At 72.3% G+C, this 14,410-nt stretch carries 11 protein-coding genes; 10 read left to right on the top strand and 1 reads right to left on the bottom strand.

Features of this window, described 5'->3' with window-relative positions:
* Positions 1-201: 201 nt before the first annotated feature.
* Positions 202-744 (bottom strand): carbonic anhydrase, encoded by a 543-nt coding sequence (locus tag ABZ842_RS27915; protein ID WP_361542381.1) that lies wholly within the window; start codon positions 742-744, stop codon positions 202-204.
* 421 nt (positions 745-1,165) lie between these two features.
* Here ABZ842_RS27915 and rsmH point away from each other — a divergent pair, with 421 nt between their 5' ends.
* The 10 genes from rsmH to ABZ842_RS27865 all read left to right on the top strand — a co-directional run bounded on the left by rsmH (position 1,166) and on the right by ABZ842_RS27865 (position 14,213).
* Positions 1,166-2,122: a 16S rRNA (cytosine(1402)-N(4))-methyltransferase RsmH gene (gene rsmH / locus ABZ842_RS27910; RefSeq protein WP_361542379.1), complete on the top strand. Its 957-nt coding sequence runs from the start codon at positions 1,166-1,168 to the stop codon at positions 2,120-2,122.
* A gap of 49 nt (positions 2,123-2,171) precedes the next feature.
* Positions 2,172-2,876 carry a septum formation initiator family protein gene (locus tag ABZ842_RS27905; RefSeq protein ID WP_361542376.1) on the top strand — a complete coding sequence of 235 codons (705 nt, stop codon included), beginning with the start codon at positions 2,172-2,174 and terminating at the stop codon, positions 2,874-2,876.
* Between the two features lie 4 nt (positions 2,877-2,880).
* Positions 2,881-4,875 (top strand): penicillin-binding protein 2, encoded by a 1,995-nt coding sequence (locus ABZ842_RS27900; RefSeq protein WP_361542374.1) that lies wholly within the window; start codon positions 2,881-2,883, stop codon positions 4,873-4,875.
* 135 nt (positions 4,876-5,010) lie between these two features.
* Positions 5,011-6,753: a UDP-N-acetylmuramoyl-L-alanyl-D-glutamate--2,6-diaminopimelate ligase gene (locus ABZ842_RS27895; protein ID WP_361542371.1), complete on the top strand. Its 1,743-nt coding sequence runs from the start codon at positions 5,011-5,013 to the stop codon at positions 6,751-6,753.
* Positions 6,754-6,757: 4 nt separating this feature from the next.
* Complete coding sequence (gene murF, locus ABZ842_RS27890; protein ID WP_361542368.1) at positions 6,758-8,188, top strand: UDP-N-acetylmuramoyl-tripeptide--D-alanyl-D-alanine ligase; 1,431 nt, start codon at positions 6,758-6,760, stop codon at positions 8,186-8,188.
* Positions 8,185-9,255, top strand: a complete 1,071-nt coding sequence (mraY, locus tag ABZ842_RS27885; RefSeq protein ID WP_361542365.1) for a phospho-N-acetylmuramoyl-pentapeptide-transferase — start codon at positions 8,185-8,187, stop codon at positions 9,253-9,255. The genes murF and mraY overlap by 4 nt, the downstream gene beginning before the upstream one ends.
* Positions 9,252-10,736, top strand: a complete 1,485-nt coding sequence (gene murD, locus ABZ842_RS27880) for a UDP-N-acetylmuramoyl-L-alanine--D-glutamate ligase (protein WP_361542362.1) — start codon at positions 9,252-9,254, stop codon at positions 10,734-10,736. The genes mraY and murD overlap by 4 nt, the downstream gene beginning before the upstream one ends.
* A 97-nt stretch (positions 10,737-10,833) precedes the next feature.
* Positions 10,834-12,252 carry a putative lipid II flippase FtsW gene (ftsW, locus tag ABZ842_RS27875; RefSeq protein ID WP_361542610.1) on the top strand — a complete coding sequence of 473 codons (1,419 nt, stop codon included), beginning with the start codon at positions 10,834-10,836 and terminating at the stop codon, positions 12,250-12,252.
* Between the two features lie 6 nt (positions 12,253-12,258).
* Positions 12,259-13,347: an undecaprenyldiphospho-muramoylpentapeptide beta-N-acetylglucosaminyltransferase gene (gene murG / locus ABZ842_RS27870; protein ID WP_361542359.1), complete on the top strand. Its 1,089-nt coding sequence runs from the start codon at positions 12,259-12,261 to the stop codon at positions 13,345-13,347.
* Positions 13,348-13,406: 59 nt separating this feature from the next.
* Positions 13,407-14,213, top strand: coding sequence for an FtsQ-type POTRA domain-containing protein (locus ABZ842_RS27865; protein ID WP_361542356.1), 807 nt, complete (start codon positions 13,407-13,409; stop codon positions 14,211-14,213).
* Positions 14,214-14,410 lie beyond the last annotated feature (197 nt).

Genomic DNA, 14,410 nt, shown 5'->3' with positions numbered 1-14,410 from the left:
CCCGAAACACGGGCACCGCCCCCCATCGGTTCGAGGGGCGTGCCTCTCCCCGCATTCTTGTTGCCGTTACCGCTTCGTGTCACTCGCCTGTGGATAACCATGGCGGGTTTGGGCGGGTTGGCCGGACTTATCCGGTGGCGGGCCGGACTTGTCCGGCGGTTGAGGGGCGCGTGCCCGCGTCGGCGCGGGTGTCAGCGGGTGTCAGGCGGCCGGGTCGATCTCCCGCAGCAGCCCTTCCTTCACGTCGAAGACGAAGCCCCGCACGTCGTCGGTGTGGAGCAGGAACGGGGAGGTGCGCACCCGCTGCATCGACTGCCGCACGTCCTGGTCGACGTCGCGGAACGCCTCCACCGCCCACGGCGGACGCTGCCCCACCTCGTCCTCCAACTCGTGCCGGAAGTCCTCCGTCAGCGACTCCAGGCCGCAGCCGGTGTGGTGGATCAGGATGACGCTGCGGGTGCCGAGGGCCCGCTGGCTGATGGTGAGGGAGCGGATCACGTCGTCCGTCACGACGCCGCCCGCGTTGCGGATGGTGTGGCAGTCGCCCAGTTCCAGGCCGAGGGCGGCGTGCAGGTCCAGCCGGGCGTCCATGCAGGCGACGACCGCCACCCGCAGCACGGGGCGGGCGTCCATCCCGGGGTCCTGGAAGTCGGCCGCGTAGCTCCGGTTCGCCGAGACCAGGCGATCGGTGACCGTGCCGTCGGTGCGCGCGCTGTCGGCGGGGAGGTGCGCGGAAGTCGTCATGTCGACGACGGTAACGGGAAGGGACCCCTCCGGCCTGCTGTGAGAGCGGACAAAGAACATCAACGAGGCTTGTTGTGAGGTAACCCACAGAGGCGATGTGTCGACATCCGTTCGAGTGAATCGGCGGAACCGTTCCCCCGCCCGCCACGCCGTCGAACCGGTTGATTGACCGGGCAGGACCGTGGACTAAAGTGACGCGCAGTCCACTGGCGCGGCCCGTGCTCCGCCGAGGCAGGACCGGGCGGACCGGCACGTCCGGTCGCGTCCAGTACGGTCAGTCGTTCAGCCAGTACGTCCAGTGCATCCAGTACGTTCCGTAGATTTCCAGATCGTCTCCCCGCGTGTGCGGCAAACGCACGGCTCGGCCTTCCTCCTCAGCTCGCCGGTCGCTCCAGCCCCGCGCCGGACCTGAGAGGGCCCAGTGAGCAATACCCGACACGTCCCGGTGATGCTCCAGCGGTGCCTGGACCTGTTGGCCCCCGCCCTGGAGCGCCCCGGAGCCGTCGTCGTCGACTGCACCCTCGGGCTCGGCGGGCACAGCGAGGCCCTGCTCACCCGGTTCCCCGAGGCCCGGCTGGTGGCGCTCGACCGGGACAAGGAGGCCCTGCGGCTGTCGGCCGAGCGCCTCGCGCCCTTCGGGGAGCGCGCCACGCTCGTCCACGCGGTGTACGACGAACTGCCCGAGGTGCTCGACCGGCTCTCGCTCCCGCGCGTCCAGGGCGTCCTGTTCGACCTCGGCGTCTCGTCCATGCAGCTCGACGAGGCGGAGCGGGGCTTCGCCTACGCCCAGGACGCCCCGCTGGACATGCGGATGGACCAGACGACCGGCATCTCGGCGGCCGAGGTGCTGAACACCTACCCGCCCGGCGAACTGGTGCGGATCCTGCGGGCGTACGGCGAGGAGAAGCAGGCCAAACGGATCGTTTCCGCAGTCGTGCGGGAGCGGGACCGGGAGCCCTTCAGCCACAGCGCCCGGCTCGTCCAACTGATCCGGGACGCCCTGCCGCAGGCCGCCAAGCGCACCGGCGGCAACCCCGCCAAGCGCACCTTCCAGGCCCTGCGCATCGAGGTGAACGGGGAGCTGCGCGTCCTGGAGCGGGCGATTCCGGCGGCGGTGGGCGCCCTCGACGTCGGCGGTCGGATCGCCGTGCTGTCGTACCACTCGCTGGAGGACCGACTGGTGAAGCAGGTCTTCGCGGCGGGCGCCGCCAACACGGCGCCGCCCGGGCTGCCCGTCGTCCCCGAGGAGTTCCAGCCCCGGCTGAAGCTGCTGACCCGGGGCGCCGAGCTGCCGACCGAGGAAGAGGTCACCGAGAACCGCCGCGCCGCCCCGGCGCGTCTGAGGGGAGCACAGCGCATCCGTGAGGACGCGCCGTGAGTCGTACGGGCAGTGGACACGCGCACGTCGGAGCGAGCGGGAGGACGCGGTGAGCACAGCGGGCAAACAGCTGAAGGGACGCGCTGCGAGACTCGCCCGGCTGATGCCCGCGGGCCCCAGCAACGCGGCCCGCACCCCCTTCGTCTTCCTGATCGTGGTCCTCCTCGGCGGCGGCCTCATCACCCTGCTGATGCTGAACTCCTCGCTCAACGAGGGCTCCTTCGAGCTGAGCGAACTGAAGCGCAAGACCACCGAGCTCACCGACGAGCAGCAGGCCCTGCAGCGGGACGTCGACGACCGCTCGGCGCCCGACGCCCTGGAGCGGCGGGCCCGGGAGCTCGGCATGGTCCCCGGCGGCGGCCCCGCCTTCATCGACACCGACGGGACCGTCAAGGGCGAGCCCGAGAAGGCCGACAAGGCCGACGCCGATCCGTCGCCGCCGGGCTCCGGGCAGCAGGAGCCGCCGACCACGCCGCCCCCGGCCGACTCCACCGGACAGCCCACTCTGGGGCCGTCGACGCCGCCCGTGACCACCGGCCGCGAGTCCCAAAGCCAGGGCCAGACTCAGGGCCAGGGCCCGGACCAGGGCGCGCTGCCCGAGCCGCAGACCAGCCCGCAGCGGCTCGGCACCCAGAGCGCGCCGAACGCGCAGAGCACCCAGAGCGCGCAGGACACGCAGAGCACGCAGAACACGCCACCGAACCTCCGGTCCCACACGCCCGCGCAACCGCCCCAGACGCCCCCCGGCAGGTGACGCAGTGCCCCCTCAGGAACCACGCCGGCGCCCCGCTCCCCGGGACCGGGGAGCCCCATCGCGCGGCCGGGTCCCGGGACCGTCCCCACGGCCGTCCGCCCGCCCCGCCCGCCGCCCCTCCGGCGGCCCCGGCGGGCCCCGCGGCCCCCGCGGCACCGGCCCCCTGCGGCTCGGCAGCCCGCGCCCCCGACTGCGCCTCGTCGGCTTCGGACTCACCCTCGTGATGCTCGCCTTCGTGGTCCGCCTCCTCCAGGTCCAGGCGGTGGACGCCGAGGCGTACGCGGCCAAGGCCGACAAGAGCCGCTATCTGAGCGTCAAGCTCGCCGCCGAGCGCGGGGAGATCACCGACCGCTCCGGCATCGCGCTGGCGACCAGCGTCGACGCGTACGACATCACCGCCGACCCGAAGCTGTTCACCCCCGAGGAGAGCAAGGCCCCCGACGCGCCCGAGCAGGCCGCGGCGCTGCTCGCGCCCATCTTGAACGTGCCCGCCGAGGACGTGGTCAAGAAGCTCAAGCAGCCCAAGTCCCGCTATACCGTCCTGGCCCGCCGCCAGACCCCCCAGGTGTGGAACCAGATCAAGGACCTCAAGGGCGTCTTCGCCGAGAAGGCCCGCGAGGACAAGGCCGACGGCGGCCCCGGCGCCAACGTGCTCGGCGGCGTCTTCCAGGAGCCCAGCAGCAAGCGGGTGTACCCCAACGGCGAGCTCGCCGCCGGGATACTGGGCTACGTGAACGCCGAGGGCCGCGGCGGCGGGGGCGTCGAGTCCATGCTCGACAAGGACCTCGCCGGCGAGGACGGCGAGGTCACCTACGCCCAGTCCGGCGGGCGCCGGGTGCCCACCGCCGGCGGCACCCGCGAGACCCCGGCCGTCCCCGGCTCCGACATCGAACTCACCATCGACCGGGACATCCAGTGGGCGGCCCAGCAGGCGATCTCCGAGCAGGTGGAGAAGTCCAAGGCCGACCGCGGATACGTGATCGTGCAGGACACCCGCACCGGCGAGGTCCTCGCCATGGCGAACTCGCCCGGCTTCGACCCCAACGACCTCAACCGGGCGAACGCCGCAGAGCTGGGCAACGCGGCCCTCCAGGACGCGTACGAGCCCGGCTCCACCGCCAAGGTGGTGTCCATGGCCGCCGTCCTGGAGGAGGGCGCGGCGACCCCCGACACCCACGTGGTGGTCCCCAACCGGCTGCACCGCGGCGACCGCCTCTTCAAAGACGACGTCGACCACCCGACCTGGTACCTCACCCTCAACGGCGTGCTGGCCAAGTCGAGCAACATCGGCACCATCCTGGCGACCGGCCAGCTCGGCAAGACCCAGGCCCAGGCCAACCAGGTGCTCCACTCGTACCTGAAGAAGTTCGGCCTCGGCAGCCCCACCGGGCTGGACTACCCGGGCGAGACCCCCGGCATCCTCGCCCCGCCGTCGAAGTGGTCGACCTCGCAGCAGTACACGATCCCCTTCGGCCAGGGCATGTCCATCAACGCCATGCAGGCGGCGTCCGTCTACTCGACCATCGCCAACGGCGGCGTACGGATCGAACCCACCCTCGTGCGCGGCTCCAAGGGCCCGGACGGGCGGTTCGCCGCGGCGCCCGCACCCCAGAAGACCCGGGTCGTCAGCGAGAAGACCGCGACCACCCTGGCGGCCATGCTGGAGTCCGTCGTCGGCGACGAGGAGGGCACCGGCACCAAGGCCCGCATCGACGGCTACCGGGTGGCCGGCAAGACGGGCACGGCCAACCGCGTCGACCCCGAACTGGGCCGCTACCGCGGCTACACCGCCTCCTTCGCCGGATTCGCCCCCGCCGACAAACCCCGGGTCACCGTCTACTGCGCCATCCAGAACCCGACCAAGGGCAGCTACTTCGGCGGCCAGATCTGCGGCCCGATCTACCAGAAGGTGATGGCCTTCGCTCTGAAGACCCTCCAGGTCCCGCCGACGGGCGCGGAGCCCGCCGGACTGCCCGTCACCTTCAAACCGGGCGGTTGAGCGGTGTCCACCGGGGCACCCGCCCCCTTCGGAAGCCGCCCGCCGCCGGCCCGGCCGCGGCCAGGACCCACCCGGGCACGGCCCCGGAACCGCCCCGGCCGCCCGACGCACATCCCCTGATCCAAGGAACCACCAGTGACGACGATCACCCCCGATTCCGGGAACCACGGACCCGGGCGGACCTCTTTTGGCTCCGCCCGCACCACGCCCGGTACGCTCACCGCCGTGCCCCACCCTGATCAGTACGGAACGACCTCCCCGGAAGGCGCGGCCGAGACGGCGCGGCAGCCGGGAGCCCCCCGACCTCACCACCTCCACCCGACACCGCTCGGGGACCTGGCGGTCCGAGCGGGGCTGCCGACCCCCGAGGGGGGAGCGGCGCCGGATCAGGTCCAGGTCACCGGCATCACCCACGACTCCCGCGCGGTGCGCCCCGGCGACCTGTACGCGGCCCTGCCGGGCGCGCGGCTGCACGGCGCCGACTTCGCCGCCCAGGCCGCCGACCTCGGCGCGGTGGCCGTCCTCACCGACCCCACGGGCGCCGAGCGGGCCGCCGCCACCGGACTGCCCGTCCTGGTCGCCGAAGACCCCCGCGGTCACATGGGCGAACTCGCCGCCGCGATCTACGGACACCCTGGCGAGTCCCTGCTCCAACTCGGCATCACCGGCACCTCGGGCAAGACGACCTCCGTCTACCTCGTCGAGGGCGGCCTGCGGGCCGCCGGCCGCGCCGCCGGTCTGATCGGCACCGTGGAGACCCGGATCGGCGGCGAGAGCGTCAAGTCGGAGCGCACGACCCCGGAGGCCACCGACCTCCAGGCGCTGTTCGCCGTGATGCGCGAACGGGGCGTCGAGGCGGTCGCCATGGAGGTCTCCAGCCACGCCCTGGTGCTCGGCCGGGTCGACGGCTGCGTCTTCGACGTCGCCGTGTTCAACAACCTCAGCCCGGAGCACATGGAGTTCCACTCCGACATGGAGGACTACTTCCGGGCGAAGGCGCGGCTGTTCACCCCCGCCCGCAGCCGCAGCGGGGTGGTCAACCTGGACGACGAGTGGGGCCGCCGGCTCGCCAAGGAGGCGTCCGTACCGGTCACCACCTTCTCCGCCGAGGGCGACCCGGACGCCGACTGGCGCGCCGAGGACGTCGAACTGGGCGCCGTCCGCTCGACCTTCACCGTCGTCGGGCCCGGCGGGCAGCGCGTACGGGCCGAGGCCCCGCTCCCGGGCGCCTTCAACGTCGCGAACACCCTCGCCGCCGTGGTGACCCTCGCCGTCGCCGGGATCGACCCGCAGACGGCCGCCGACGGCGTCGCCTCCGTACCGGGCGTCCCCGGCCGGCTGGAGCGCGTGGACGAGGGCCAGCCCTACCTCGCCGTCGTCGACTACGCGCACAAGACCGACGCCGTCGAGTCCGTGCTGCGCTCGCTGCGCAAGGTCACCGAGGGCCGGCTGCACGTCGTGCTCGGCTGCGGCGGCGACCGCGACACCACCAAGCGCGGCCCGATGGGCGCGGCAGCCGCCCGGCTCGCCGACACCGCCGTGCTGACCTCCGACAACCCCCGCTCCGAGGACCCCCTCGCGATCCTCGCCACCATGCTCGCCGGCGCCGCCCAGGTGCCCGCCCACGAGCGCGGACACGTGCTCGTCGAGGCGGACCGGGCCGCGGCCATTGCCGCCGCGGTGGCCCGCGCCGAGCCCGGCGACACCGTCCTGATCGCCGGCAAGGGCCACGAGCAGGGCCAGGACGTCGCCGGAGTCGTCCGCTCCTTCGACGACCGCCAGGTCCTGCGCGAAGCCATCCGCGCCTCCCGCGCCACCAGCACGGCGGCAGCCGCCCCCGTCCCACCGCACCCATCGCACGAGAAGCCCCGGGGATGACCCTGTGATCACCCTCTCCCTCGCCGAGGTCGCCGAAATCGTCGGCGGGCAGTCGTACGACATACCGGATCCGACCGCCGAGGTCACCGGCCCCGTCGTCACCGACTCCCGGGCCGTCGCCCCCGGCGCCCTCTTCGTCGCCTTCGCCGGAGCGAAGGTCGACGGCCACGACTACGCCGCACGGGCCGTGGCCGACGGCGCCGTCGGCGTCCTCGCCACCCGTCCCGTCGGCGTGCCCGCGATCGTGGTGCCCGACGTCACCGCGGCGCTGGGCGCCCTCGCGCGCCACGTCGTGGAGCGCCTGGGCGCCACCACCGTCGCGCTCACCGGCTCGGTGGGCAAGACCGGCACCAAGGACCTCATCGCCCAACTCCTGGCGCGCAAGGGCCCGACGGTCTACCCGGAGGGCAACCTCAACAACGAGATCGGGCTGCCGCTGACCGCGCTGCGCGCCGACTCCGCCACCGAGCACCTGGTGTTGGAGATGGGTGCCCGCTACGTCGGCGACATCCGCTACCTCACCGGGCTCGTACCGCCGCGGATCTCCCTCGTCCTGAACGTCGGCACCGCCCACATCGGCGAGTTCGGCGGCCGGGAGAGGATCGCCGAGGCCAAGGGCGAGATCGTGGAGGCGCTGCCCGCGGACGGCGTGGCCGTGCTCAACGCGGACGACCCCCTCGTACGGGCCATGGCCGACCGCACGAAGGCCCGCGTGGTGACCTTCGGAGAGTCGGACAACGCCGACATCCGTGCCGAGAACGTGCGTCTCACCCCGCAGGGGCAGCCCGCGTTCACGCTTCACACCCCCACCGGGTGCAGCGATGTGACGATGCGGCTGTACGGTGAGCACCACGTGTCGAACGCGCTCGCCGCGACCGCCGTCGCCCACGAGTTGGGCCTGCCCGTCGACGAGATCGCCAGCGCGCTCTCCGAGGCAGGTAACCTCTCCCGCTGGCGCATGGAGGTCACCGAGCGTCCGGACGGCGTGACGATCGTCAACGACGCCTACAACGCGAACCCCGAATCCATGAGGGCGGCGCTGCGCGCGCTTGCCGCCATGGGCAAGGACGCAACGAGCCGGGGGGGACGCACGTGGGCGGTGCTCGGCCTGATGGCCGAGCTCGGGGACGAGGCACTCGCCGAGCACGACGCGGTGGGACGGCTCGCCGTCCGACTCAACGTCAGCAAGCTCGTCGCAGTCGGGGGCAGGGAAGCGTCCTGGCTGCAACTGGGCGCATATAACGAGGGTTCGTGGGGTGAGGAGTCGGTGCACGTGTCCGACGCTGAGGCGGCGGTCGACCTGTTGCGCAGAGAGTTGCGCCCGGGAGACGTCGTGCTGGTGAAGGCATCCAGGTCGGTCGGGCTTGAGCGGCTTGCCCAGACGCTGGTCGATGACGGGGCAGCTCCTTCGGATGGGCAGGGTGCCGCTCGATGAGGCAGATCCTCTTCGCGGGGGCCATCGGGCTCTTCCTCACGCTCATCGGCACGCCACTGCTGATCAAGCTGCTGGCGCGCAAGGGGTACGGGCAGTTCATCCGGGACGACGGCCCGCGCACCCACGGCAGCAAGAAGGGCACGCCCACCATGGGCGGCATCTCCTTCATCCTGGCGACCCTGATCGCCTACGCGCTCGCCAAGGTGATCACCGGAGAGCCGGTCACCTTCTCCGGTCTGCTCGTCCTCTTCCTGATGGCCGGCATGGGCCTGGTGGGCTTCCTGGACGACTACATCAAGATCGTCAAGCAGCGTTCGCTGGGCCTGCGGGCCAAGGCGAAGATGGCGGGACAGCTGATCGTCGGCATCGCCTTCGCGGTGCTCTCGCTGCAATTCGCCGACCAGCGCGGCAACACCCCGGCCTCCACCAAGCTGTCGTTCATCACGGACTTCGGCTGGGCGATCGGACCGGTGCTGTTCGTCGTCTGGGCGCTGTTCATGATCCTGGCGATGTCGAACGGCGTGAACCTCACCGACGGCCTGGACGGCCTGGCCACCGGCGCGTCCGTGATGGTCTTCGGCGCGTACACCTTCATCGGGCTCTGGCAGTTCCAGGAGTCCTGCGCCAACGCGCTGTCGCTGACCAACCCCGAAGCCTGTTTCGAGGTGCGAGATCCGCTCGACCTCGCCGTGGTGGCCTCCGCACTGATGGGCTCCTGCTTCGGCTTCCTGTGGTGGAACACCTCACCCGCCAAGATCTTCATGGGTGACACCGGCTCGCTGGCCCTGGGCGGCGCCCTGGCCGGCCTGGCGATCTGCTCCCGCACCGAACTGCTGCTCGCCATCCTCGGCGGCCTCTTCGTCCTGATCACCATGTCGGTGGTCATCCAGGTCGGCTCGTTCAAGATGACCGGCAAGCGGGTCTTCCGCATGGCGCCACTGCAACACCACTTCGAACTAAAGGGGTGGTCGGAAGTCCTTGTGGTGGTCCGGTTCTGGATCATCCAGGGCATGTGCGTGATCGTCGGACTCGGACTCTTCTACGCGGGCTGGGCGGCGGACAAGTGAGCACGCGCGAGGAGCTGTCGGGCAAGCGGGTCACCGTCGCCGGCCTGGGGGTCTCCGGGATCCCCGCGGCGAAGGTCCTGCACGGCCTCGGCGCGCACGTCACGGTCGTCAACGACGGCGACGACGAGCGCGCCCGGGCCCAGGCCGCGGAGCTGGCGGACTGGGCTGCGGCGCGCAGCGCCTCCGGCGAGGGTGGTGGTGGGCGACGGGCGGGAGGGATCTCCGTCCGCCTCGGCGACGGGGACACCCTGCCCGACGGCACCGAGCTGATCGTCACGGCCCCCGGCTGGCGGCCCGACAAGCCGCTGTTCGCCGCGGCCGAGAAGGCGGGCGTGGAGGTCTGGGGCGACGTCGAACTGGCGTGGCGGCTGAGGGAGACCGGTTCGGGACGGGCCCCGGCCCCCTGGCTCGCGGTCACCGGCACCAACGGCAAGACCACCACGGTGCGCATGCTCGCCGCCATCCTCGAAGCCGCGGGCCTGCGGACGGCCGCCGTCGGCAACATCGGCGTCTCGCTCCTCGACGCCGTGCTCGGGGACGAGGAGTACGACGTCCTCGCCGTGGAGCTCTCCAGCTACCAGCTCCACTGGGCGCCCTCGCTGCGCGCCCACTCGGCCGCCGTGCTCAACCTCGCCCCCGACCACCTCGACTGGCACGGCTCCATGGCGGCGTACGCCACGGACAAGGGCCGCATCTACGAGGGCAACGAGATCGCCTGCGTCTACAACGTCGCCGACCCGGCGACCGAGGACCTGGTGCGCGGGGCGGACGTGGTGGAGGGCTGCCGCGCCATCGGCTTCACCCTCGGCACCCCCGGGCCCTCGCAGCTCGGCGTGGTCGACGGCATCCTCGTCGACCGGGCCTTCGTCGAGGACCGCCATCAGCAGGCGCAGGAGCTCGCCGAGGTCTCCGACGTCTCCCCGCCCGCCCCGCACAACGTCGCCAACGCGCTGGCCGCGGCGGCGCTGGCCCGCGCCTACGGCGTACCGGCGTCCGCGGTACGGGACGGGCTGCGCGCCTTCCGACCCGATCCGCACCGCATCGAGAAGGTCGCGGACGTGGCCGAGGTCGCCTACGTCGACGACTCCAAGGCCACCAACACCCATGCGGCCGAGGCGTCGCTGGCGGCGTATGACCCGATCGTGTGGATCGCCGGCGGCCTCGCCAAGGGCGCGGCCTTCGACGAGTTGGCGGCGCGCGCCGCGGACCGGTTGCGCGCGGTCGTCCTCATGGGCGCCGACCGCGCCCTGATCGCGGCGGCCCTGGCGCGACACGCACCCGATGTGCCGGTCGTGGACCTCGACCGGACGGACACTGGGGCGATGATGGCGGCGGTCCGCGAAGCGGCGCGCCTCGCGGAGCCGGGAGACACCGTCCTGTTGGCCCCGGCCTGCGCCTCGATGGACATGTTCGCCAATTACAACAAGCGGGGCGAGGCGTTCGCGGCTGCGGTCCGTACCCTCGCCGCCGAGCGCGCCTGACCGGCCCGACCTCCGCGCCGTGCCGTGCGCCCCGGACCACCTCCGGGGCGCTGGGGCGGCGCGCCGGGCCCGACTGGAGGGGACTGCGCCGATGCGAATGCCGGACCTGACGCGGTGGTACCGCGGGCCCGTGCCCGCCGCCGCGGGAGCGCCCGCGGGCCGGGCCGCGGGCACGGCCCTGCGGAGCCGTACGAGCGGGGCCGTCCGCGGCCCCCGGGCCGGCGGCACCGGCGGGCCCGGGCGGACCGGCCGGTCGACCGGGACGCCCCGGCCCCCGCGCTGGCGGGGCCCCCGACGGCTGTACGAGCGGGCGCGCCGGGCGTGGGACCGGCCGCTCACCGCGTACTACCTGATCCTCGGGAGCAGCCTGCTGATCACCGTCCTCGGGCTGGTGATGGTGTACTCCGCGTCGATGATCAAGGCGCTGGAGCTGTCGCTCCCGGGCTCGTACTTCTTCCGCAAGCAGTTCCTCGCCGCGCTCATCGGCACCGGACTGCTGCTGCTCGCCTCCCGGATGCCGATCAAGCTGCACCGGGCCCTGGCGTACCCGCTGCTGATGGTCACCGTGTTCCTGATGGTGCTGGTGCAGATCCCGGGGATAGGGGTTTCGGTCGGCGGCAACCAGAACTGGCTGTCGCTCGGCGGCTCGTTCCAACTCCAGCCCAGCGAGTTCGCCAAGTTGGCGCTGATCCTGTGGGGCGCCGACCTGCTGGCGCGCAAGCAGGACAAGCGGCTGCTGTCGCAGTGGAAGCACCTGCTGGTGCCGCTGGTGCCGGTCGCGTTCCTGCTGCTCGGGCTGATCATGCTCGGCGGTGACATGGGCACCGCGATCATCGTCTCCGCGGTCCTCTTCGGCCTGCTCTGGCTCGCCGGGGCGCCCACCCGACTCTTCGCGGGCGTCCTCGGCGCCGCGCTCCTCGTCGGCTTCTTCCTGATCAAGACCAGCGAGAACCGGATGTCCCGGCTGGAGTGCATCGGCGCGATCGACCTGGGGCCCAAGGGGGAGTGCTGGCAGGCGGTGCACGGGATCTACGCACTCGCCTCCGGCGGATGGTTCGGTTCCGGTCTCGGTGCGAGTGTGGAAAAATGGGGACAACTCCCGGAACCGCACACCGACTTCATCTTCGCCATCGCCGGCGAGGAACTGGGCCTGGCGGGGACGCTGTCGGTGCTCGCCCTCTTCGCGGCTCTAGGCTATGCGGGTATCCGCGTGGCCGGACGCACGGAGGACCCCTTCGTGAGGTACGCCGCGGGAGGTGTGACCACCTGGATCACGGCCCAGGCCGTGGTCAACATCGGTGCGGTGCTCGGTCTGCTGCCGATCGCCGGGGTCCCGCTCCCGCTGTTCTCCTACGGAGGGTCCGCCCTGCTGCCGACCATGTTCGCGATCGGGTTGCTGATCGCCTTCGCGCGCGACGAGCCCGCCGCGAAGGCCGCCCTGGCGGTGCGTACGCCAGGCGTGAGATGGAAGACGATGAGACGGCGCGTCACCAAGCGTCCGTCCGGAGAGCGGTGAAATTCGGTGCATGTCGTACTCGCCGGCGGGGGGACCGCCGGCCACATCGAGCCCGCGCTCGCGCTCGCTGACGCCCTGCGCAGGCAGGACCCGACCGTGGGCATCACGGCCCTGGGCACGGAACGCGGCCTGGAGACCAGACTGGTGCCCGAGCGCGGTTACGAGCTGGCCCTGATCCCGGCCGTGCCGCTGCCCCGGAAGCCCACCCCGGAGCTGATCACCGTCCCGGGCCGGCTGCGCGGCACCATCAAGGCCGCCGAGCAGGTCCTGGAGCGCACCAAGGCCGACTGCGTCGTCGGCTTCGGCGGATACGTCGCCCTGCCCGGCTACCTCGCCGCCAAGCGCCGCGGGGTGCCGATCGTCATCCACGAGGCCAACGCCCGCCCCGGCCTCGCCAACAAGATCGGCTCGCGCTACGCCGCCGCGGTCGCCGTCGCCACCCCGGACAGCAAGCTGCGCGGCTCCCGCTACATCGGCATCCCGCTGCGGCACTCCATCGCCACGCTGGACCGCGCCCGGGTGCGGCCCGAGGCGCGCGCCGCCTTCGGCCTCGACCCCAACCTGCCCACGCTGCTGGTCTCCGGCGGCTCCCAGGGCGCCCGCCGCCTCAACGAGGTCGTCCAGCAGGTCGCACCGGTGCTCCAGCGCTCCGGGATCCAGATCCTGCACGCCGTCGGCCCGAAGAACGAACTGCCGCGCGCCGACAACATGCCCGGAATGCCGCCGTACATCCCGGTACCGTACGTGGACCGGATGGACCTCGCGTACGCCGCTGCCGACATGATGCTCTGCCGCGCGGGCGCGATGACCGTCGCCGAACTCTCCGCCGTCGGGCTCCCCGCCGCGTACGTCCCGCTGCCGATCGGCAACGGCGAGCAGCGACTGAACGCCCAGCCGGTGGTCAAGGCGGGCGGCGGAGTGCTGGTCGACGACGCCGAGCTGACCCCCGAGTGGGTCCAGGGCAACGTCCTGCCGGTGCTGGCCGACCCGCACCGGCTGTACGAGATGTCCCGTGCAGCCGCCGAGTTCGGCCGCAGGGACGCCGACGAACTCCTCGTCGGCATGGTGTACGAGGCGATCGCGGCCCGCCGCTAGCTCGCTCGTGGATCGGGCCCGGGGGCGACCCGGGCCCGGGTCGGAAGGAGACCCGGAGCGTGGCCGGACCCACCACCGCCGACCGCGGTGTGAGCAAACCGTCAGCGGGCTCGTCCGGTCCGCCGCCCCGGCGCCGCTTCGCCGGCATCGGACGCCTGCGCGGACGGCTGAGCCCCCGGACGGTCCTGCTGCTCGTCGCCGCCCTCGCCCTCGGCGGGGGGATCGTCTGGGCGTTGTACGGCTCGTCCTGGCTGCGCGCGGAGCGGGTGGAGGTCTCCGGCGTGGACGTGCTCACCCCCGAGCAGGTCAGCGAGGCCGCGCGGGTGCCGCTGGGCTCGCCCCTGGTCTCCGTCGACACGGACGCCGTCGAGGCCCGGCTGAAGCGGCGGCTGCCGCGGATCGACTCGGTGGAGGTGTCCCGCTCGTGGCCGGACGGCGTCGCGCTGGACGTCACCGAGCGACGGCCGGTGCTCCTGCTCGAACAGGGCGCGAAGTTCGTCGAAGTCGACGCGGAGGGCGTCCGGTTCGCGACCGTGACCGTGGCCCCGAAGGGCGTGCCGAGGCTCACCATGGACATCGCCGCCGCGCCCAGCCTGAACAGGTTCGGGCGGGACCGGCTGATCTCCGCGGCGGTGCGCGTCAAGGGCGACCTGCCGAAGGTGGTCGCCGCGGACATCCGTAAAGTCGCAGTCCGTTCATACGACTACATCACCCTGGAGTTGACGGGGGGACGGACCGTCGTGTGGGGCAGCCCCGAAGAGGGCGAGCTCAAGGCCCGAGCCCTGACCGCCCTCATGAAGGCCGCGCCGAAGGCCCGCGACTTCGACGTCAGCGCCCCCACCGCGCCCGCGGTGGCCGGGAGTTGACGCACACCTGCCCCGGCCCGGCCCCCTGGGTGGTGCGCGCAACGGCTGATCACATAGGGTGAAAAGAAAAACGGGAGGTTCGGCGTGTTCATTGAACGTGCGCCGCTCGCCGACTTAGTGTCCTGTTCGGAAGAGTCCAGCGGACAGACACTCTGGTAACCCTAAACTTCAACGTTAGGGTTCGGGTCGGCGTTACG

This window comes from Streptomyces sp. NPDC047315 (genome assembly GCF_040643215.1).
Lineage (GTDB): Bacteria > Actinomycetota > Actinomycetes > Streptomycetales > Streptomycetaceae > Streptomyces.
Note: the sequence above shows the minus strand (reverse complement) of the source record. Positions and strands in the feature narration are given on the sequence as shown.

Coding starts and splice junctions, on each gene's coding strand:
- ABZ842_RS27915 (WP_361542381.1), bottom strand. CDS start 744: ATGACGACTTCCGCGCACCTCCCCGCCGACAGCGCGCGCACCGACGGC.
- mraY (WP_361542365.1), top strand. CDS start 8,185: ATGAGGCAGATCCTCTTCGCGGGGGCCATCGGGCTCTTCCTCACGCTC.
- ftsW (WP_361542610.1), top strand. CDS start 10,834: ATGCCGGACCTGACGCGGTGGTACCGCGGGCCCGTGCCCGCCGCCGCG.